17 protein-coding genes are annotated in these 21,325 nt (G+C 61.6%); 9 read left to right on the forward strand and 8 right to left on the reverse strand.

The annotated features are described in order from the left end of the window. Position 1: 1 nt before the first annotated feature. From WDB91_RS03995 to WDB91_RS04015, 5 genes are all read right to left on the reverse strand, one after another. Positions 2 to 1,174, reverse strand: a complete 1,173-nt coding sequence (locus WDB91_RS03995) for an HlyD family type I secretion periplasmic adaptor subunit (protein WP_339113867.1) — start codon at positions 1,172 to 1,174, stop codon at positions 2 to 4. A gap of 3 nt (positions 1,175 to 1,177) precedes the next feature. Next, positions 1,178 to 3,439, reverse strand: a complete 2,262-nt coding sequence (locus tag WDB91_RS04000) for a type I secretion system permease/ATPase (protein ID WP_339113868.1) — start codon at positions 3,437 to 3,439, stop codon at positions 1,178 to 1,180. 14 nt (positions 3,440 to 3,453) lie between these two features. After that, the gene (locus WDB91_RS04005; protein ID WP_339113869.1) at positions 3,454 to 4,722 is read right to left on the reverse strand and encodes a TolC family protein; all 1,269 of its coding nucleotides are present in this window, start codon (positions 4,720 to 4,722) and stop codon (positions 3,454 to 3,456) included. A 71-nt stretch (positions 4,723 to 4,793) separates the two neighbouring features. Continuing rightward, complete coding sequence (locus WDB91_RS04010; protein WP_339113870.1) at positions 4,794 to 8,378, reverse strand: Ig-like domain-containing protein; 3,585 nt, start codon at positions 8,376 to 8,378, stop codon at positions 4,794 to 4,796. Positions 8,379 to 8,563: 185 nt separating this feature from the next. Next, positions 8,564 to 9,013, reverse strand: coding sequence for an NUDIX hydrolase (locus WDB91_RS04015; RefSeq protein ID WP_339113871.1), 450 nt, complete (start codon positions 9,011 to 9,013; stop codon positions 8,564 to 8,566). 132 nt (positions 9,014 to 9,145) lie between these two features. Between WDB91_RS04015 and WDB91_RS04020 the strand changes: the two genes are divergently transcribed. From WDB91_RS04020 to WDB91_RS04045, 6 genes are all read left to right on the forward strand, one after another. Then, on the forward strand, positions 9,146 to 10,168 hold the full coding sequence (locus WDB91_RS04020; protein WP_339113872.1) for an Hsp33 family molecular chaperone HslO: 1,023 nt from the start codon (positions 9,146 to 9,148) through the stop codon (positions 10,166 to 10,168). Continuing rightward, positions 10,161 to 10,757 carry a CoA pyrophosphatase gene (locus tag WDB91_RS04025; RefSeq protein ID WP_339113873.1) on the forward strand — a complete coding sequence of 199 codons (597 nt, stop codon included), beginning with the start codon at positions 10,161 to 10,163 and terminating at the stop codon, positions 10,755 to 10,757. The genes WDB91_RS04020 and WDB91_RS04025 overlap by 8 nt, the downstream gene beginning before the upstream one ends. Beyond that, the gene (locus WDB91_RS04030; protein WP_339113874.1) at positions 10,754 to 11,899 is read left to right on the forward strand and encodes a CCA tRNA nucleotidyltransferase; all 1,146 of its coding nucleotides are present in this window, start codon (positions 10,754 to 10,756) and stop codon (positions 11,897 to 11,899) included. The genes WDB91_RS04025 and WDB91_RS04030 overlap by 4 nt, the downstream gene beginning before the upstream one ends. Before the next feature lie 64 nt (positions 11,900 to 11,963). Next, complete coding sequence (locus WDB91_RS04035; RefSeq protein WP_339113875.1) at positions 11,964 to 13,790, forward strand: ABC transporter ATP-binding protein; 1,827 nt, start codon at positions 11,964 to 11,966, stop codon at positions 13,788 to 13,790. 62 nt (positions 13,791 to 13,852) lie between these two features. Then, positions 13,853 to 15,085, forward strand: coding sequence for an RsmD family RNA methyltransferase (locus tag WDB91_RS04040; RefSeq protein WP_339113876.1), 1,233 nt, complete (start codon positions 13,853 to 13,855; stop codon positions 15,083 to 15,085). Positions 15,086 to 15,168: 83 nt separating this feature from the next. Continuing rightward, the gene (locus WDB91_RS04045) at positions 15,169 to 15,672 is read left to right on the forward strand and encodes a L,D-transpeptidase family protein (RefSeq protein WP_339113877.1); all 504 of its coding nucleotides are present in this window, start codon (positions 15,169 to 15,171) and stop codon (positions 15,670 to 15,672) included. 74 nt (positions 15,673 to 15,746) lie between these two features. Here WDB91_RS04045 and WDB91_RS04050 read toward each other — a convergent pair whose 3' ends face one another. Both WDB91_RS04050 and hemH read right to left on the reverse strand, forming a co-directional pair. Further along, positions 15,747 to 16,256, reverse strand: a complete 510-nt coding sequence (locus tag WDB91_RS04050) for a CAP domain-containing protein (RefSeq protein WP_339113878.1) — start codon at positions 16,254 to 16,256, stop codon at positions 15,747 to 15,749. A gap of 122 nt (positions 16,257 to 16,378) precedes the next feature. Continuing rightward, entirely contained in the window at positions 16,379 to 17,437 is a 1,059-nt protein-coding gene (hemH, locus tag WDB91_RS04055) for a ferrochelatase (RefSeq protein WP_339113879.1), read from the reverse strand. A 158-nt stretch (positions 17,438 to 17,595) separates the two neighbouring features. Here hemH and otsB point away from each other — a divergent pair, with 158 nt between their 5' ends. Both otsB and WDB91_RS04065 read left to right on the forward strand, forming a co-directional pair. Then, positions 17,596 to 18,327, forward strand: coding sequence for a trehalose-phosphatase (gene otsB, locus WDB91_RS04060; RefSeq protein ID WP_339113880.1), 732 nt, complete (start codon positions 17,596 to 17,598; stop codon positions 18,325 to 18,327). A gap of 1 nt (position 18,328) precedes the next feature. Beyond that, on the forward strand, positions 18,329 to 19,675 hold the full coding sequence (locus WDB91_RS04065) for a trehalose-6-phosphate synthase (RefSeq protein ID WP_339113881.1): 1,347 nt from the start codon (positions 18,329 to 18,331) through the stop codon (positions 19,673 to 19,675). Here WDB91_RS04065 and WDB91_RS04070 read toward each other — a convergent pair. After that, complete coding sequence (locus tag WDB91_RS04070) at positions 19,672 to 20,505, reverse strand: methyltransferase domain-containing protein (RefSeq protein WP_339113882.1); 834 nt, start codon at positions 20,503 to 20,505, stop codon at positions 19,672 to 19,674. The two genes, WDB91_RS04065 and WDB91_RS04070, sit on opposite strands and share 4 nt — an antisense overlap. Between WDB91_RS04070 and WDB91_RS04075 the strand changes: the two genes are divergently transcribed. Then, entirely contained in the window at positions 20,504 to 21,298 is a 795-nt protein-coding gene (locus tag WDB91_RS04075) for a ComF family protein (RefSeq protein WP_339113883.1), read from the forward strand. The two genes, WDB91_RS04070 and WDB91_RS04075, sit on opposite strands and share 2 nt — an antisense overlap. The last annotated feature ends 27 nt before the right edge of the window (positions 21,299 to 21,325 follow it).

Below are 21,325 nucleotides of genomic sequence, written 5' to 3' on the forward strand. Positions count from 1 at the left end.
CTTACGGCTCCCGCAACGCTTCGCGCGACTTGTAGAGCGGCTTCAGAAGATATTGCAGGATCGTCTTCTCGCCCGTATGCAGCTCGACCGTGGCTTGCATACCGGGCCGGATTTCCAGATTGCGCTGGCGCTCCGTCAGATCATCCAGATCCACGCTCAGCGTCACCTTGTAATGCGGCTGGGCATTCGGATCCTTGTCATCCTTGAACGTATCGGCCGACACCACGACCACCTGCCCCTGAAGACTGCCATAAATCGTATAGTCATAAGCCGATAGCTTGATGGTCGCGTCCTGACCGGCACGGACATTGGCGATATCCTTGGGCGCGATCTCTGCATCGATATAAAGTTCTTCGCCCTCGGGAATGATCTGCATAATCTGCTGGCCGGGCTGGACGACACCGCCGATAGTGGTCACCGACAGCTGGTTGACGATGCCGCGCATCGGCGCCACCAGCGTCGTCCGTCCCAACTGGTCTTCGGACAGTTTCAGCTGCTGGCGCAGCGTCCCCAGCTTCGAGAGCGTATCGGAGTAATCCGAAGCGCGGTCCAGATCGGTCTTGGTCAGGATCTCGTTGAGCTGGTTCTGCGCATCCTCGAAAGCCTTGCGCGATTTCGTCACCTCGATCAGCGGCGCGACCTGTTTGTCATACATCCGCTCGACAAGATCCCGCTCGGCCTTGGCCTGCTTGATGACCGCTTTCGCACCCGAAACGCGGGCATGGTAATCCTCGAGCCGAGCCTCCAGCAGCCCCGATTCAGACGCAATCATATCCGGCACTAACTTGATCTGCTCCTTGGTCGGATTGAAGACGAGCGTGTCGTTCATCTCCGCTTCCAACCGCAACTGCCGCACCTCGAGCGCCGCGATCTGGTCGCGCAGATCATCGGTCTGGGTCTGGTATTGCGTGGCAAAAAGCTTGGCCAGAACCTGCCCTGCATCGACATGATCGCCCTCGGCCACATCCAGTTCGGCAAGGATACCGCCCTCGAGGTTCTGGATGATCTGCGGACGCGAAGAGGACACGATCTCACCCGGACCGCGCACGATCTGATCGACCCAGGCCATCGAGGCCCAGGCCAGAAACACCGCAAGCGCGATACCGACCAGCCAGACCGTCAGACTCATCCGCTTGGTGCGGGTGACAATCACGCTGGGATCGATCGTGGCCATTTATCAGCTTCCGGTTTTTGCTTTGGTGAGATGGGCAAGAACGGCGTCACGCGGGCCGTCCACTGCCAGTTTCCCATTCTGCAGGATAAGGGTGCGCGAGGTCAAAGTCAGGATCGGGACGCGGTGCGTCGCGATAATCGCAGTGCGACCTTCCAGCCACGTCTGCAACCGGCTGACCAGCGTGTTTTCAAGCGTCGTATCCAGTGCGGAGGTCGGCTCGTCGAGGATCACGACCGATGGATCCTGCAGCCAGAGCCGCGCCCAGCCGATCGACTGGCGTTGGCCGACCGACAGCCCCTCCCCGCCATCGCGCAACAGCAGATCCAGCCCCTTGGGATGGCTGCGCACGAACGGGCCGAGCCCTGCGAAGTCGAGCGCCTCGTAGAGGCGACTGTCATCGCGTTCGAGTTGGGTCAGGTTCAGGTTCTCGCGCAGCGTGCCCGCAAACAGCCGCACATCCTGACTGAGATAGCCCAGCGAGCGGCGCAGATCGCGCGGATGTAGCTGGCTGATCTCGATGCCATCCAGCAGAATGCGGCCCGATTGCGGATCATACAGCCCCGCCATCAGCTTCAGAAGCGTGGATTTACCCGATCCGTTGGTCCCCAGGACGGCAATTTTCTGGCCCGGCGGGATCTTCAGGTTGGGGATATCCAGAGTCAGCGAACTGTCCTGATCATACTGGAAGTTCACATGGCGCATCTCGTATTCACCGCGCACCTGCGAGGTCCGCAGATAGGACCGGTCATCGGCCTGCGCCTGATCGGATTCGATGATCGCATCCAGTCCGTTCAACGCATGTTTCACGTTCGACCAGCGCGACAGCGTGCCCGCAAGCTGCGTGAGCGGCGAGAGCGTGCGCGAGGTCAAAATGCCGATGGCAATGATCGAGCCCACAGTAAACTCGCCCGCAAAGACCTTATAGGCCCCGATTACCACGGCGGCGATATAGGTGCCCTGCTGGACCATCTGGGCCCAATAGGTCAGGGCTGCGGCCAGTTTGCGCTGCTCGGAGGATTTGACCGCCGACAGGGTGATCAGCTCCTCCCATACACGCTTGAACCGGTCCGCCCCGCGCGAGGTGGCCACGGTCTCGTGCTCGTAGATCGCCTCGTGCAAGAGGCGCGAGGCCCGCACCGAGGCGCCTTGGGTCGCCTCGGTCAGCCGGATCATCCTGCGCTGGAAAAAGAACCCCGGCAGCACCATGAGCACGGCCCCTGCAAGAAGCACCCAGAAGAGCGAGCCCCCGATGGAGGCCACAAGGAACAGGAACACAAAGATGAAGGGCACATCGGCGAGTGTTCCGATTGTGGAGGCGGTAAAGAACTCGCGCACCGAGGAGAATTCGCGCATCGCCGAGAACAGCTGGCTGGGCGATCGTTTACCCGGCGCGACCTTCATCCCCAGCAGGCGCTCCATCAGAAGCTGCTGGACCGAAAGCTCGATCTTGCGTCCCGCCATATCCATCAGCCCTGAGCGCGCCACCTTGAGCGCCATCTCAAGGCCCAAGGCCAGAAATGCCCCGATCGCCAGCACCCAGAGGGTCGCCGTGGACTGGTGCGGGATCACGCGGTCATAGACCTGCAGGCTGAAGAGCGCCACGGCCACCGCGAGCAGGTTGGCAAAGAGCGATCCCACGGCCACCTCGATAAAGGCGCGGCGCTGTTTGTGGAAAGCGCCCCAGAACCAGTGTTCACGCTCGGGAGTAACCTTGTGGCGCTCCTCGAGCTGTTTCAGCGAGGTCCGCGCGCGGATCACCGTCCCCGAGAAGAAGCTGAGGAAATCGCTGACCGGCACCTCGGCGCGCTGATCCTTGCAGGTCTTGTCATAGACGAAGAGGGTCTGTCCCTCCTGTCCGATCACCAGCACCATCTGGCCATTGGTCATCTGTGCCAGTGCAGGCCATTGATCGGGGGTGATCGAGGGGATCTTCTCGACCGAGGACACGAGCCCCGCCACGCGCAGAACGGCAGCGATATGCTCGGGCTTGATCTCGGCGGCCTCCTTGGCATCGCCGGTCAGCGCCGCCGTCGCCTCGCCCACCGCGCGCAACATCTGTTCGAGGATATCGAGAGCCGGAATGTCGGCCCCCAGAAGCCCCGCATAGATGGCCGCCAGTTCGGCGCGCGCCCGCGCCCGACCGGTCGCGGATTGCGCAGGGGCGGCTTGGGCCGTCTCGGCCTCGCTCCGCGTCGCGCGCACCTCTCCCTTCGCCCCATTCACATGGGACGCGTTGATATCAAAGGGGATGATGCGCTCTGCCAAATCTCTTTACCTTGTTAGATGACGCTCCCGTCGACGAGAAGTCCGTGTCGGCGGGCGATTTCCAGCCTTATCAACGCTATATCGTATTTCTGTCCAGCAAGGTCTTGCCGCATCTGGGCATAATTTTCAAACTGATTAACAAGCTCCATCAGGGTGCGGCCCCCAAGACGGTATTGTTCGGTATAAAGCGAGAGGCTCTTTTCCATCTCGGCCACCACGCCTGCATCGCGGCTCTGCTTGGCTTCGGCCATATCGAGCTTGGATTTCAGCGTCACATAGTCCTGGAAGGCTTCCTGACGGGTCTGGTCGACCTGCTGCTGCGCCGCCTGACGTGCGGCATCATAGGCCTTCAGCTGGTCGCCGGTGCCAAAACCGAAGCCTGCGCTCGTGCCGAGATCGACCCCGACATCGGGCTTGCCGGTACCGACAGAGGCGCTGGCCGAGAGGCCCGGCAGCAGACCGGCGCGATTGATCTTGGCCTGGGCCACGGTCAGGTTGCGGGTCCCCTGTGCGGTCTTGATGGCGAGCGCCTCAGGCAATGGCTCAGGAACCTTCAGCGGCTCGATCCCCTGTCCGCGCACCGACACGCCGCCTGTGAGGCTGTCGAGCTGCGCGGTCTCCGAGCGCACGGTATCGCGCAGGGTCGCCTCGGTCGCTTCCATATCGATCAGCTTCTGCGCCAGAACTCGGCGTTCAGACATGTCCGACAGACCGCCCTCCACGCGTTGACGCATGATGTCATCATATTCGGCCAGTTTGTTGGCGGCCTGCGTTGCAGCCACGCCCTCGGCTTCGGCCTGACGGGCCTTGATGTAATGCGACAGCGCCGTATAGACCTTGTCGTTGTAATCGGCCGAAAGGTTCACAGCAGCCAGCTCGACATCGGCTGCGGCATATTCGCGCTCGGCCCGCTTGGCGCCATTGTCGAACAGGACCTGATCTAGAACGATGGAGGTCGCCAGATCACCCAGCGAGGTCAGGCTGACCCCGGGTTTCAGCGACGGCAGCCAGTTCTTGGATTTGGCCTTGGCGGTCAGCTGCTTCACCAGAAGCTCGGACTGGGCCGCACTTTTCTGATAGGCCAGGACAGCCTTGGCGACCTGATCATAGGCCCCGCCCTGCGGCAGGATCGACCGCCGCGCCGCCAGATCGCCGATGATGGCGGAGCTTTGCGCCGTGGTGCCCGGCTGGGTTTCGGCAAAGCCGTTACCCGCGGGCGCATAGGCGGCCCGACCGGAGGGAAACGGCGTCCCCCCGCCCAGACAACCGGAAAGCGAGGTCATCACGACACTCAGAAGTGCCGCCCGGACGAGGACTGTCCGGGAATTGCACATTTTATCCATTGGCCAATGCCTTAGATGACGGTGGTTGAAATACTATTGTCGACATAGAGCTTGGCGTCTCCGTCATCGAGCGTATAGAGCGTATAGCCGTCCATATCCTGTGCGTCATCGGTCGCAACAGTCATACCGGACACATTCACGCTATCATCGCTATCCCCTTCGATCACCAGCGTATTCTCATGACCGGTCATGGCCATGATCTGGTCTGCCGAGATGGTCAGGTTCACATCCGCAAGGTCGAGATCGATCTTGGAGAAGTCGAACTGGTCCAGCCCGTCACGATCGAGGTTCAACGTGATTTCCGACTCGCTCGTTACTGTGAGGGTCGAGCTTTCATTGCCTGCCGCATCGACATCGGTCACCGCGAAATAGGTGCTCATCGCTTGCGAGTCGAAGGAGTAGATATCCTCGCCCGAACCGTCATCCGTAGCGGTCGCGGAGTTATCCAGCTCGGTCACAGTGCCATCGCTGTTGATACCGGACACGGTATAGCTGTCGGCTTCGCCGTCACTATCGGTATAGATCGCGCGGACCTTGCCCGATTGGATGGTGGCCCAGGTCACATCGGGCGAGTCCGGCGCTTCAAGATCATAGATAAAGCTGCCATTGGCCGCGCTGGCATTGGTGCCGTCAAGCACGTTGCCATGCACATCCGTCGCGCTGATCGAATAGGTCGCCGTGCCGGTGCCCTCGGGCAGATCATCCACGTCGAAGGCAGCAGACCATGTGCCATCCTCGCCCACCACGATCGTCTGGGTCGCGCCCGTCTGGTCGATGGTCACGGTGATGGTCGATCCTGCTTCCACCGTGCCGGAGATCGCGAAGCCTTCAGTCGCCTCCGCGCCGTTCACCGTATTGTCGGCGGTCACGGATGCGACCGAGAAATTCTCGACAACCGTGTCGAACACAACATCCAGTGTGGTCGAGCCGCTATTGCCATAGGCATCCACGGCAGTGACGGTCAGGGTTTCGGTGGCATCACCGCTATCGGGCAGATCCGCCGCATCGATGGTTGCGGTCCAGGTGCCGGCTTCGGCATCGACCGTTGCAATCACCGTGGTCCCGTCCGCCAGCGCAACCGTCACCGATTGCGCCCCGACTTCGACCGTGCCGGTCAGCAGCAAACCGCCCGAAGCTTCGCTCGCATTGACAACCCCATCCGCAAGCACGCTGTCCGGCGTGCCGGTTGCCACTGTCAGCGTATCAAGCACCGTATCGACCTTGATGGTCTGGTTGGTGGTCGCGGTATTGCCATAGCTGTCGGTTGCCGTTGCAGAAATCTCGGCCATATCGCTATCGGCAGGCACTTCGCTGGCGGCGAAATTCGCGCTCCATGTGCCATCTTCGCCCGCCACGACCGTGCGGGTGCCGGAGCCGAAGCTGATCGTCACGGTCGACAGCGCTTCCGCCGTCCCCGTCAGGATCACGCCCGTGGTTTCCGAGCCGCTGATCACATTATCGGCCATTTGCGTGCTATTGATTCCAACCGAGATCGAGCTGTCGACCGTCACGGCCTTGGTATCGGTGGCTACGTTGCCCGCGAAATCGGTTGCCGTAACGGTCGCCGTATAGGTGCCATCCGCAAGCGCGCTATCGGTGACAGTCGCCGTCCAGCTGCCATCTTCGGCCACAACCGCGTCATAGCTCTTGCCATTCAGCGTGACGGTGACCGAGGCCGCATCGGTATCGGTCGTGCCGCTTAGCGTGAAGCCCGCAGAGGCTTCGGCAGCATTCACGATATTGTCCGAGGTGACGCTGGCCGAAGAGAAGGCCACATCCATATCGGTATCGACGCTCACCGTATCGGTGATTGTCGAGACGTTGCCCGCCGCATCCGTCGCCGTGATGCTGACCGTGTAATCGCCCGTCACAAGGCTCGCGTCGTCGATGACCGCGCTCCAGCTGCCATCCTCGGCGATGACCGCCTCATAGCTCGCACCATTCAGCGTGACGCTCACCGAGGTGGCGTCCGTATCGGTCGTCCCGCTTAACGTGAAGCCCGAGGATACTTCCGCCTCGTTCACGATGTTATCCGAGGTGACGGCATCGGCGTCGAAGGTCACATTCAACTCGGTATCAACCACGAGCACATCGTTGAGAACGGTGACGTTGCCATTCACATCAGTCGCGGTCACAACCATTTCCACCGAATATTCACCACCGGCGAGCTGGTCCTGTGTGAAGGTCACGCTCCAGTTGCCATCCGGATCGACGGCAGTGCTCTGTTCCTCGCCATTAATGGTCACGGTGATGCTCGCGCCGATCTCGCCAGTGCCGCCCACCGAGATACCATCGGCATATTCCGCAAGATTCTCGACATCCGAGGTCGATTCCGCGCCGTAGGTTATCGTCACCTCGGGCGGGGTCATGTCGATGAGGAAATCGGGGCCGTCGAGCGTGTACTCGGTGCCGCCCGGCGCCGTGACAACAACCGTCGATGTCAGATCTCCGTCGGACGGGAAGGTCTCGTCCTCAAACACGACAGACCAGTCGCCGTTCTCGTCAACGGTCGTCTCGATTATCTGATCGCCCAGTATCACCTCGACGGTCGAACCCGTCTCACCCGTCCCGCTCACCTCGGCTTTGGGGTCTTCGGTATTGGTGGTCAGAGTATAATCCGCATCGGGATCGTTGACGGTCGGCGTAATGACAGGATCCGCGCCGAGATCTGTGTCATCATCCGGATCTTCATCATCAGGATCCTCGTCGTCTTCGTCGGTGGTGTCCTCGTCATCCGGCTCGTCATCGCCGTCATCCGTGGTGTCCTCGTCGTCCGGCTCGTCATCGCCGTCATCCGTGGTGTCATCATCGTCTTCGTCGGTGGTGTCCTCGTCATCCGGCTCGTCATCGCCGTCATCCGTGGTGTCATCATCGTCTTCGTCGGTGGTGTCCTCGTCGTCCGGCTCGTCATCGCCGTCATCCGTGGTGCCATCATCGTCTTCGTCGGTGGTGTCCTCGTCATCCGGCTCTTCATTGCCGTCATCCGTGGTGTCATCATCGTCTTCGTCGGTGGTGTCCTCGTCATCCGGCTCTTCATTGCCGTCATCCGTGGTGCCATCATCGTCTTCATCGGTGGTGTCATCGTCATCACCGCTCCCGCCGCCAAGAGCCGCAGCGCCAGCCAAGGCTGCACCGCCCGCGAGAAGCGGTCCGACCCCCATCAGGGGCGCGAATCCGGCCATACCGGCCGTATCTTCCTCTACAGGTGCCAGAATGTCGTCGCCATCAAGGAAGGCGAGTTCGTCATTCGGGCTCCATTTGCCGATAATTTCCGGCTCGGAATAATTGGCAAACAGGACACCTTCGCCACTGTCTTCCAGATTGACCTGCGTAATCTCGCCATCGGCGGAGATATAAAGCTTGTTGGAGGGCACATCGAAATAGCCCGTCAGCTCGACGACACGCCCATCGGTCAAGACAACATGCAGGTCGCTGCCCGCGCGTTCGTATTTGAGAATGTTGGTTTTGCGCAGGTTGAGCGAGATCGCGTCGCCATCACCCACCTGAATGAAATCACCGGCGCCGTCGCCGGCTACCGTACCACGAGAAACGCCGCCCGCAATATCACGGACAGCAAAGTCGACTGACTTCGCCATGATGTCTGCTCCGCCTCAAAGGATATGCGGCTCTTTTGACCGCTATTATTCTTGCTCGAGGTCATCGGTAGCGGAATTTTGCTGATACGCCTAGCTAAAAGTTTCTTAACGTCAATTAATAGCCATACTTATGACACAGGCGACACGCATGTGACAAAAATACGCCAAAATTCAGAGCCGGAATTTTAGGCTTTAAACGTGCCAAAAAATCGCTCCAGAAATACCTTATCCGCTTTGGATGAAAGAATTTTCATCGTATTACCAATAGTTTGCCAGATTGCCTGATGTCCGGCCTCGCTCGGCTGCCCATAGCAAATCGTTGGTCTGGCGGTGTGAATATGGCAGATTTTCTCAGCCCACATATCATAATCAGGCATATAGACGAACCGCCGATAGGTGCCGATACGGCGGATCTCCGCGATGCCCCATCCGGTCTCCTCGCGGACCTCGCGATGCAGTGCGGCGATCGCGCTTTCGCCCGGATCTATGCCCCCGCCGGGCAACTGGAATTCCGGCACCGGAGCAGCCTGATGGGTCAGCAGGACCTGATCACCACGACATAGCAACGCATAGGCTCCCGGTCGCATCCGGTATTTCTGCCCGCGGCGCGCCGCCTCCCCCAAACGTGGAATCATCTCTGGAATCCTTCTCCATATCCCGACAAAATAGCGCCAAACCCCTGCCCCCCTTGGGATCACGGGTTGTCGCGCCCATATGGGCAGGGTAATCCCGCCGCCAAGCCAAAGGCAAACCCCTCGAGGATCTATATGAGTACGCTATCCCAAATCGCCTGGGACGATACAGTTCTGCCATTCCAGCTCGACCGTTCCGACATCCGTGGACGTGTTGCACGGCTGGACGGGGTTCTGGAGAACGTCCTGATGCAGCATGACTACCCTGCCGTCGTCGAGGCGCTCGTGGCAGAGGTCGCCCTGCTGACCGCAATGATCGGCCAGACCATCAAGCTGCGCTGGAAACTGTCGCTGCAGGTGCGTGGTGACGGTCCGATCCGCATTATCGCGACCGATTACTATGCCCCCACCGCCGATGGCGAGCCTGCCCGTATCCGCGCATGGGCGAGCTTCGACAAGGAACGCCTCGACGAGGCGGGCCCCGGTTTCGAGCAGATCGGCAAAGGCTATTTCGCCGTTCTGATGGATCAGGGCGAAGGCACGACCCCCTATCAGGGCATCACGCCTCTGGCTGGTGGCTCGCTGACCGCCTGCGCGCAGGCCTATTTCGCGCAATCCGAACAGCTGCCGACCCGCTTCCAGCTGGCCTTCGGCCGCGCCACCCTGCCAGGCCAGTCCGAAGCATGGCGCGCCGGTGGTGTGATGCTGCAGCATATGCCGCCCGCCTCGCCCCTGCGCGCGCCCGAAGAGGGCGGCACCGAGAGCGAGGGCCTGCTGACCGCCGAGGACATCCTTGATGGCGAGGAAGGCGAGAACTGGAACCGCGCGAATATCCTTCTGGACACGGTCGACGAGATCGAGCTGATCGGGCCGCGCATCCATGCGACCGATCTTCTGGTGCGATTGTTTCACGAGGAACAACCGCGCGTCTTCGATCCGCAGCGCGTGGAATTTGGCTGCACCTGCTCGGCCGACAAGGTCCGCAACAGCCTGTCGATCTACTCGGCCCGCGATATCGGCACGATGACCACCGAAGCCGGCATTGTCACCGCCGATTGCCAGTTCTGCGGTGCGCATTACGAGTTCGACCCGAAATCGCTCGGCTTCGAGGCCACGATCAACCCCGATGGATCGTCCGTCGAGGCCAAGGATGAGTGACCTCTCGTCCCGGTTACAGGCCGCCTTGGCCCGACCGGGGCGGCCCTCTTCGGATTATGATCTGAACGAGGCGATGACTTTGCCTGCGGGGCGCGTCCTGCGCCCTGCGGCCGTGCTGGTGGCTTTCGAGGACACGGCTCGGGGACCGCAGCTTTATCTGACCAAGCGCTCCTCGCATCTCAAGCACCATCCCGGCCAGATCGCCTTTCCGGGCGGCAAGGTCGATGCCGGTGATGCCGATGTCGTGGCGACCGCTCTGCGCGAGGCGCGCGAGGAAATCGGCCTGCCCTCCGAGAATGTCGAGATTCTGGGCCAGCTCGACCCGCATGAGACGGTGACCAGCTTCTCGATGGTGCCGGTTCTGGCCCGCGTCACCACACCCTTCATCCCGAACCCCGAGCCGGGCGAGGTAGAGGAGGTCTTTACCGTGCCGTTCGCGCATATCACCCCCGCCAATTTCCGTATCGAGGGCCGGCGCTGGCGCGGCACATGGCGCAGTTATTATGCCGCGCCTTATGGACCCTATTATATATGGGGCGCGACGGGGCGGATCCTGCGGTCTCTGGCAGACAGGCTGGCGCAGGTATGAGGCTGAACGATGATTGGCTGAAGGCCCCCGCCACACGGGCCGTCATGCGCATGCTGGAAGAGGCTGGGCATCAGGCGCTGTTCGTCGGGGGATGTGTGCGCAACGCGGCCCTCGGTGCGGAGGTCAGTGATCTCGATATCGCCACCGACGCTCCGCCCGAACGGGTCATTCAACTGGCCGAACAAGCGGGGCTGAAGCCCATTCCCACAGGGATCGATCATGGCACGGTGACGGTGATCTCGGATCACATCCCGCACGAGATCACCACCTTCCGCCGCGACGAGGAAACCGATGGGCGCCATGCCGTCGTGGCCTTCTCGGACGATATTGCCGAAGATGCCGCGCGGCGCGATTTCACCATGAACGCACTTTATGCCCGTTCGGATGGCGAGATCCTCGATCCTCTGGGCAGCGGTCTGGCGGATCTGCAGGCCCGTCATCTGCGGTTTGTGGGCGTCCCCGAGGACCGTATCCGCGAGGATTACCTGCGCATTCTGCGGTTTTTCCGCTTCACCGCGTGGTATGGCGCGCCCGAGAACGGCCCCGATGCCGAGGGTCTGGCCGCCTGCGCCACCTTGGCCGAGGGCATCGACGAGCTGGCCCGCGAACGGATCGGGGCGGAGATGCGCAAACTACTGGCAGCCCCCGACCCTGCGCCTGTTCTTGCAACAATGGCCCGGAGCGGCATCCTGACCCGCATCCTGCCCGAGGCGGATCCCAAGGCCCTTCCGATCCTGATCTATCTCGAGGACGGCCTTCCCCCCGATCCGCTACGGCGGTTGGCCTGCCTCACCCCGGGACCTGCAACCGCATCTTTACGACTGTCCCGCGCCGAGGCCAAACGGCTGGCGCGCTTGCGCGAGGCCGCTCAGGAGATCGGCTCGGCCACCGAGATGGGCTACCGGCTCGGCGCCGGCGACGGGCGTGACGCATGGCTCATCCGCTCGGCTCTGCTGGAAATGCCGGTTGCACCGGACTGGGCCGCGCAAATCACCCATGGGGCCGCACAGGTCTTTCCCGTCAGCGCCAAAGACCTGCTGCCGCAGGTGCAGGGCAAGGCGCTGGGAGAAAAACTGGCCGAGCTCGAAACCCGCTGGATCGGCAGCGGGTTCACACTTGATCGTGCGCAACTGCTGGACTGATCGCACGCGCAGCCTCTTGCCATATGGGATGCGCAGTCTAGCCTAGCGCCAAAGGAGCCTGCTTATGATAAACCCCTTCCGCCATGCCAGTTCCGCGCCCCCCACCCGTCTGGGCCGCTTTCTCGTCTGGTGCCTGCGTGGTGCATGGGGCGTGATTACGCTCTCGGCGGTGCTTTCGGCTGCGGCAGGCGCGATGGAGGTTGTCTCCGCATGGCTTCTGGGCCGCGTGATCGACAGCCTGATCTCTACGACGGCTGGCAGTCTCTGGTCCGATCACGCGGTCATCCTAGGCGGCTTCGTGCTGTTCTATCTGGTGATCCGGCCGCTGGTCTTCGGCCTGTCCTCTGCGGCCAACCACCTGCTGTTACAACCTAATATCTTCCCTCAGGTGCTCTCGCGCCTGCACCGCCATACGATGGGCCAGTCCGTTACCTTCTTCGATAACGACTTCGCGGGCCGCATCGCGCAAAAGCAGATGCAAACGGCGCGCGCGGTCACGGATGTCGCGCAGGGCAGTATCGAGACCGGCATGTTCGCGCTCTCCTCTATCCTGGGCTCGGCTGCAATGTTGGCCGCAATCGACGGCTGGTCAGCGCTGGCGCTGCTGTTATGGATGATCGCGATGGTTCTGGTAATCCGCGCCTTCCTGCCCCGTGTGCGCGTGCGCTCGAAAGATCGCGCCTCGGCCCGCGCGATGGTTTCGGGTCAGGTGGTAGATACGATCACCAATATCAAGACCGTCAAACTGTTCGCCAATACCCAGCATGAGGACCGCGAAGCCCTGGAGGCGATGGAGAGCTTCCGCATGCGGGCCATTTCCTTCGGGCGCGTCTCGACCAGCTACCGCACCGCCCAGATGGCCCTATCGGGGCTCCTGCCGGTCATTCTGGTGGGGGGCACGGTGCTGTTATGGCGGCAGGGCGGGGCAAGTGCGGGGGATGTCGCTGCGGCCGGTGCCATCGCCATGCGTATCGCGCAGATGTCGGGCTGGGTCTCGATGTCGCTCATGCAGATCTATGGCTCGATCGGCGAGGCCGAGGACGGGATGAACACGCTCGCCGCCACCCATGGGCTGACCGACAGCCCTGACGCTGCGGATATCGAGCGTGCACAAGGGGCGCTCCGCTTCGATCATGTCAGCTTCACCTATGGTCGTGGCGAGGGCGGGCTGCAGGATGTCTATCTCGATATTCCCAAAGGCCAGCGCGTCGGCATCGTAGGGGCGTCGGGCGCGGGAAAATCCACGCTCGTGGCCCTCCTTCTGCGGCTATATGACACCGAAAAAGGGGCTGTCCGGCTGGATGATACCGATATCCGCACCCTCACCCAGGAGAGCCTGCGCCGCCAGATCGCGATGGTCACGCAGGAGACGGCCATGTTCAACCGCTCCGCGCGGGAGAACATTCTCTATGGCCGCCCCGATGCCAGCGAGGACGAGATTATCGCAGCCGCAAAAGCCGCAGAAGCCCATGAGTTCATCCTCGATCTCGAGGACCACAAGGGCAATCGCGGCTATGACGCGATGCTGGGCGAGCGCGGCGTGAAACTGTCGGGCGGACAGCGCCAGCGGATTGCCCTCGCACGCGCCTTCCTCAAGAACGCACCCATTCTGGTGCTGGACGAGGCCACATCCGCACTCGATTCCGAGGTGGAGGCACAAGTGCAGGAAGCGCTGACCAATGTCATGTCAGACAAGACCGTGCTGGCCATCGCCCACCGCCTGTCGACCATCGCCGAGATGGACCGGATCGTGGTCATGGATAAAGGCAGGATCGCCGAGGATGGCACCCATGACGAACTTCTTGGCCGGAACGGGCTCTATGCGCGATACTGGAACCGCCAGTCGGGAGGCTTCATCGGCGCAGAGGACGCGCTCGATGCGGCGCAATAGGCTTTGCGTTACGGCCAAGGGCTGCTAAAGCCCCCTCAGCCAAAGCCAGCCGGATAGCCATCATGACCGATCAGACCCATATCATCGACCGCCTCTCCATTCAGGCGGATGGCGTTATCCGCACCGAGGATGGCACGATCTACGCGCCCCTCACGCTGCCCGGCGAGGAGATTACCGGCGAGGTCGCTGCTGGCCGGATCGCACAACCGAAGATCGTCACGCCCTCGGCCAGCCGGGTCCGGCCTCCCTGTCCGCATTACCGCAGCTGCGGGGGCTGCAGCCTGCAACACGGCGCGGACGAGTTCGTCGCCAACTGGAAGGCCAGCGTGGTCGAGACCGCCCTTAGCGCTCGCGATATCCAGGCCAAGGTGACCGAGGTCATGACCTCGCCCGCCAACTCGCGCCGCCGCGCCACGCTGTCGGGGCGGCGCACCAAGAAGGGCGCGCAGGTAGGCTTCCACGGACGCGCCTCCGGCACGATCACCGAGATCTCCGGCTGCACGCTGCTGCGCCCCGAACTTCTGGCCCATCTCCCTACCGCCGAGGCCCTGACCATGGCGGGCGCCAGCCGCAAAGGCGAGCTGTCGATGACCCTCACCCTCTCGGAAGCAGGCGTCGAGATTGCCTGCTCGGGCGGCAAGGAGATCTCGGCCGACCTATTCACCACGCTCTCCGAGATCGCCCATAAGAACGGTTTGGCGCGGATTTCGTGGAATGGCGAGATGATCGCCGCGATCCGCCCCGCATGGCAGGCCATGGGCCGCGCGCAGGTCGCCCCGCCCCCCGGCGCCTTCCTGCAAGCCACGAAGGAGGGCGAGGCCGCTCTGACCGAATTTGTGCTCGAAAATCTCGGCAAGGCGGCGAAAGTGGTCGATCTCTTCTCGGGATCGGGCACCTTTACGCTGCCGCTGGCGAGCCATGCCGATGTGCATGCGGTCGAAGCCGAAGCGCCCATGCTCGAGGCGCTCGATCAGGGCTGGCGCAAGGCCCAAGGACTTCACCGCGTGACCCATGAGGTCCGCGATCTTTTCCGTCGCCCGCTTCTTCCCGACGAGCTGGACCGTTTTGACGTAATCGTGATCGACCCGCCACGGGCCGGTGCGGAGTCCCAGATTGCCGAAATTTGCAGCTCGAAGGCCAAGCGCATCGTGCATGTTTCCTGCAGCCCCATTACTTTCTCCCGTGATGCCAAGACCTTGCTGGAAGCAGGTTTCGTTATGGAAAAGCTGATTGCCGTCGATCAGTTCCGTTGGTCAGCCCATATCGAAATCGCAGCGCTGTTTACTCGTTGTTAACCACGAATAAAGCAGACTCGATTTAAAGGCAGATAAAGTCTACAAGGCCTATCGAGCAGACCTACCAAACAGGCAAAAAACAAATGCAACGCAGAATGCTTCTGACGGGCCTCAGCGCGCTGGCCCTTCTTTCCGCTTGTGGCGGGGATAGCACGAAATTCAAGAATTATAACGGGGCTCCCGTTACGCAGATCCAGGTCTTCAAGAAAGACCGCAAGATGTATCTGTTCTCGGGCGATCAGGTGGTGAAGACCTATGATATCGCTCTGGGCGGCCAGCCGGTCGGTCCCAAGCAGTTCGAAGGCGATGGCAGGACGCCGGAAGGCGTCTACTATATCGACGGGCGCAATCCGAATTCGGCCTATCACCTGTCGATCCGCGTGTCCTATCCGAATCCGCAGCAGGTCGCTTTTGCCGAGAGCAAAGGCCGGAACCCGGGCGGGGATATCTTCATCCATGGCGAGAATAACACGGATAAGCGCGGCAAGAAGGACTGGACCGCCGGTTGTATCGCCGTGACCGACGCACAGATCGAAGAGATCTATTCCATGGTGCTCAACGGCACCCCGATTTTCATCTATCCCTGAGCGCCAGACAGGCACCGGATGGATATGAAAAAGGCCCCTCCGCGGGGCCTTTTCTTTTGGCTTCTTATGGCAGGTCAGCGACCCGTCAGCATGGTCCACCAGATCTTGCCCGAAGGTTCCTGATACCATGCAAAGCCCATCTGCGTCGCCGCCGGGTTGAGGATCACGTCGCGCGTTTCCGGATCGGACATCCATGCCGAAAGCGTCTCGGTCTCGGTTTCGTAGGTCTCCGAGATATTTTCGCCCACGACCTCGCCATAGAACCCCGCACGTTTGGCGCGATCGAGCGGCGAGGAGCCATCCGAGCCCCAATGCCACGGACGGTTCTGTTTCGCCATATCCTTGCTATGCACGGTCGCGGCAATCGCCAACTGGGTGTTGAGCTGCATCGGGCCGGTGCCACGCGCGGCGCGCAGGCTGTTCACCGCTTCCAGCGCGCGGGTCGGGATGACCTCCGCATCACTCTTGGTGATCCGGTAGACCTGCGGCATCGGCTTGCCATCAGGTGCCAGCTGGACGTCGTTTGATGTGGTCGCGCAGGCCCCGAGTGCCATGAGCAGCGCAAAGAGAGGGAGTGCTTTCATACCATCCACCGTCGAATTCGTTGATCGCCAGCGATACACGCAGGCATACGGGCCTTCAAACCCACAGTTCCGTGATAATACCGAATGATCCGCCCCTGCGGCAAGAACGCCATGATCGCGGCTCAGATACGGTTGATCCAGCCTTGCAGGTTCTCCTCGATCACCTCGCTCAACAGCGCGATATGGGCATCGTCATCGTTGAGACAGGGAATATAGGTGAAGCTCTCGCCCCCCGCATGCTCGAAGGCCTCGCAGATCTCGCCCTTGATCTCCTCGAGCGTCTCGATGCAATCGGCCGAGAAAGCGGGCGAGATAACGGCGATGCGTTTCTTGCCCTCTTTCGCCAGTTCGGCCACATGCTCGACCGTGTAGGGCTTGAGCCATTCCTCGCGACCGAAAACGGACTGGAAGGTCGTATGGACGCGGTCTTTCTCCCAGCCAAGACGCTCGCGCAGAAGACGCGTCGTCTTCTGGCACTGGCAGTGGTAGGGGTCGCCTTCCATCAGATAGCGTTTCGGCATCCCGTGATAGGAGCAGACCAGAACATCGGGTTGCGCGCCGTCGGGATAGGCCTTGAGGACCGATTGCGCCAGGGCCTCGATATAGTTCGGACGGTCGAAATATTCGGGGGCGACACGAGCGGCGGGCTGGCGTTTCTGTTTCATCAGCGCCTTGAAGAACGCGTCATTGGCCGTGGCCGAGGTCGCGCCTGCGTAATGCGGATAGAGCGGGAAGAACAGGATCTTCTCGCAGCCGTTCTTCACCATCCGGTCCACCACGGATTGTGTCGAAGGATTGCCATAACGCATGCAGAAATCGATCTCGACCGCCTCGCCGAACAGGGCCGCCATAGACTGTTTCAGCTTGGCCACCTGCTGTTTGGTAATGGTCATCAACGGGCTTTCATCAGCCTCGTTATTCCAGATGGTCTTGTAATTGGCACCCGAGGTAAAGGGACGTTTGGACAGGATAATCAGCTGCAGAAGCGGTTGCCATTTCCAGTTCGGGATATCGATCACGCGCTTGTCGGACAGGAACTCCCCCAGATAGCGCCGCATCGACCAGTAATCCGTTCCATCCGGCGTACCGAGATTGGCCACCAGAACCCCGATCTTGGCCTGAGGCACCTTCGGGTGGTCTGCAGGCGCATGTGCGAGGCGGGAATTGGCGGGCATTGTCATCGAAAGATCCTGTCGCGTTTTCGGAACCAACCCGCAGATAACGCGTTCCGTGGAAGTGTCAAAGCGCAAATTGGCACAACCGCGTTCCGGCTCCGGCAGAACGCGCCACCCGTTTCTTTGACACATAAAGCATTCTGGACTTACTCTCAGGTATGGATATGACCGAACCACGCACCGAGGTGCCCCCGCTCGATTGCAGGACCAAAGCCCTGTTTCTGGATTTCGACGGGACATTGGTCGATATTGCGCCAACCCCCGATGCCGTGATCATTCCCGCGGATCTCGGGTCGCTCCTGGCGCGGCTGAACACCGCACTCGGCGGGGCGCTGGCCATTGTCTCGGGCCGTTCCCTGAAGGAGCTGGAAAGCTTCCTGCGCGGCTTTGACGGGATCATGGTCGGCTCGCATGGCTCCGAGGCGCGCGGGATGACGCCACCTCTGGACAGACTGCCCGAAGGTCTGGAAAGCGCGCAGACCGAAATGCGCGACTATGCCACCTCGCGCGGGCTCCTTTACGAGCATAAATCCATGGGTGGGGCGATCCATTTCCGCGCTCTTCCCGATGCGGGCCCCGAGGTCGAGGCTTTCATCGAACGCCTTGCCATCACCAATCCGCGTTTCGAGGTGCAGCCCGCCAAGATGGCGTTCGAGCTGCGTCCGGCCGGATTTTCCAAGGATGGCGCCTTGCAGATCCTGTCCGACCAGCCCGATTTCAGGAACCGCTCGCCGATCTATATCGGTGATGACACAACCGACGAGCCCGCACTGGCCTGGGCGGAAACGCATGGCGGTTTCGGCATCAAGGTGGGCGATGGCAAGACCCGCGCAAGTCAGCATCTGCCAGACCCAGCCGCTGTTCTGGACTGGCTGAGGGCGGGGCTGGAGCATTAAGATGGGACGTCTGATCTGTATCTCGAACCGCATTCCTTCGGGGCCGAACCCCTCGGGCGGGTTGGTCGTGGCCCTGCATGACACGATCAAGGAAACAGGAGGCATCTGGATCGGCACCTCGGGCGAGATCGTGGAAAATCCCGAGAACCGCCTGCGCGAGATCAATGACGGTCCTTTCCGGCGCATGGCCTTCGATCTTAGCGAGGCCGAACAGCAGAATTACTATTTCGGCTTTTCCAATCAGGTGCTGTGGCCGCTCTTCCACGGGCGCACCGATCTTCTTGAAATCCACGCCGAATATCTGGATGGCTACAAGGAGGTGAACCGCCGCTTCGCCAAGATGCTGATGGAAGTGATCAGGCCCGATGACCGGATCTGGGTGCATGATTACCACCTGATCCCTTTGGCGCTCTATCTGCGCCAGCTGGGTGCCTCGAACCGGATGGGATTTTTCCTACATACCCCCTTCCCCAATCCGATCACGCTCGAAGCGTTGCCCAATGCCGGGGATGTCTGCGAGTGGCTGGCCAATTACGAGGTTGTCGGCATGCAATCCGAACGCGATGCCCGCGCCGCGATTGCCTGCCTTACCGAGGTGGCCGAAGGAAGGGAAATGGCGGGTGGTTTCGTGCAGCTGGGCGCGCGGCAATGCCGGATCGCCGCCTTCCCGATCGCCATCGATGCGCAGGAATTCCGGTCTCTGGCCGAGGCACAGGTCGACCGTCTTCCATCTGGCGTCATCAAGCCCGAGCGGCAACTGATCATCGGGGTGGACCGTCTGGATTATACCAAAGGCGTGCCGCAGAGGTTCAAGGCGTTTGGCGAATTTCTGGCGCGCCATGACAACTGGCACCGCCACGTCTCCTATATCCAGATCAGTCCGCCCACCCGCGAAGGGGTTGAAGCCTATGACAATATCCGCGAGGAGACCGAACATCTTTCGGGCTGGGTGAACGGGCAATATGCCGATATCCAATGGGCGCCCATCCGGTTCATCAACCGCCCCGTGCCGCGCGAGACACTGGCGGGGCTCTACCGCGCGGCGCAGATCGCACTGGTGACACCCCTGATGGACGGGATGAACCTTGTGGCCAAGGAATTTGTGGCAGCCCAGAACCCCGAGGATCCTGGGGTGCTGATCCTGTCGCAATTCGCAGGGGCCGCCGAGCAGATGGAAGATGCGCTGATCGTCAATCCGCACGATATCGAGCAGATGGCCACCGCCATCATGACCGCGCTCGCCATGCCACTCCAGGACCGCAGACGCCGCCATGAAGCCCTGATGGACGTGCTGCTGAGCAAGGATGTTGCGTGGTGGTCGAAAGGGTTCCTGACCGCTCTGGGCTAAACCGGCCTGTCACCCGTAGGCAGCTCGAACGTGCCCAGAGCCTCGGCCAGCCTTGCGCGGGCCGAGCCCGGACGGAGCGGTTGCTGCTGGCTTGCATGGGGCTTCCATCCGGTCAGCCAGATGGTCTCGAAGGTTGCATGGAGGCGCCCCTCGTCATCGGCATAATTGGCCAGATAGGTCTCCAGCGCGCGCATCAGCACCGCACGGCGGGTGAAATGGCGCGGGCGGGCGGCTTGCGCATTGGTCTCGCCCATCGCGCGCAGATCCTCGAACAGGCGCATCGGATTGGCATAGGCCACATCACGGGTCACGCTATCGGCCACCGGCAGCGCCAGCCCGACCCGCTGTAACAGCGCCCCCAGATCACGCATCTCGCCCATCGGCACCACACGCGGGCTCAGGCCACCTGTGACAGCCACCTCGGCCTCGGCCAGAGAGGCGCGCAGCTCGTGCAGCGTCTGCCCGCCAAAAAGAATGCCGATGAATAGCCCATCCGCCTTCAGGGCGCGGGCGGCCTGCACGATCTGGCCCACCGGATCATTGGCCCAATGCAGCGCGAAAGCATGCACCACCAGATCATGCGCTCCCTCTTCCAGACCCAGCACATCGGTATCGGCCACAATCTTGGCATCCGGCAGCACGGGCGCGAAGATTTCGGGGAAAGGCGCGATGAGAGCGGGTGATGTAAAGGTTCTATTAACCTCGATCAGCCTCTCCTGAAGATCGCCCACCGCTTCCTCCTGCAGGAACAGGTCAAGCCCGCGCGCCCGTGCGCGCAGGCGTTGGCGGTCGAGGGCTTGGCGGTCGGTGAGAAGCGGAGGTGTCGTCATGATAGGGCCAGAAGATAGATCCGAAGATCCGCGAAGGCCAGAGGCGATTACAGGGCTCCACTTCCACGCGCGCCGTCATGCACGGGCGCTTCTACGCATGATCTACCCGCCGCTCTGCCTTGCCTGCCAGACCCCCGTGGTAGAAGAGGGCGCCCTGTGCAGCGCCTGCTGGCCCAGAACCCCTTTCATTCGCGGGCTCTCCTGTGAGACCTGCGGCGCACCTCTGCCCGGCCAGTCCGATCGCGCAGCACGTTGCGACACCTGCCTGCGCGATCCGCCGCCCTGGCCTAAGGCCCGCGCTGCCCTGCGCTATGACGACAATGCGCGGGCAATGATCCTCGGGTTCAAACATGGCGACCGCACCGAGCTTGCCCGCCCTTTCGGGCGCTGGATGGCACAGGCGGGGCGCGATATTCTGGGAAAAGATTGTGTGCTGGTTCCGGTGCCCTTGCATCCGTTCCGGCTCCTGAAGCGCAAATATAATCAGGCCGCCCTTCTGGCACGGGCCGTTTCACGCGAAACAGGCGTCGATCTCTGTGTCGATCTGCTCAAGCGGATCCGGTTCACGCCGCCGCAGGAGGGACTCGACCGCGCGGGCCGTGCCGAAAATGTCGCGGGGGTCTTCGCCCCCCATCCAAAACGCGCAGGCGTCGTGCAGGGGCGGACGATTGTTCTGGTGGATGATGTGATGACCTCGGGCGCGACGCTAAGGGCCGCCCATGAAGCCCTGCGACCATTAGATGCACGCAAGATATATGTCCTGTGCCTTGCCCGCGTTGCAAAAGATACCTAGATCGCGGTAAATCGCCTGTAACCGAAA

It is taken from the genome of Thioclava sp. GXIMD2076, assembly GCF_037949795.1.
Classification (GTDB): Bacteria; Pseudomonadota; Alphaproteobacteria; order Rhodobacterales; family Rhodobacteraceae; genus Thioclava; species Thioclava kandeliae.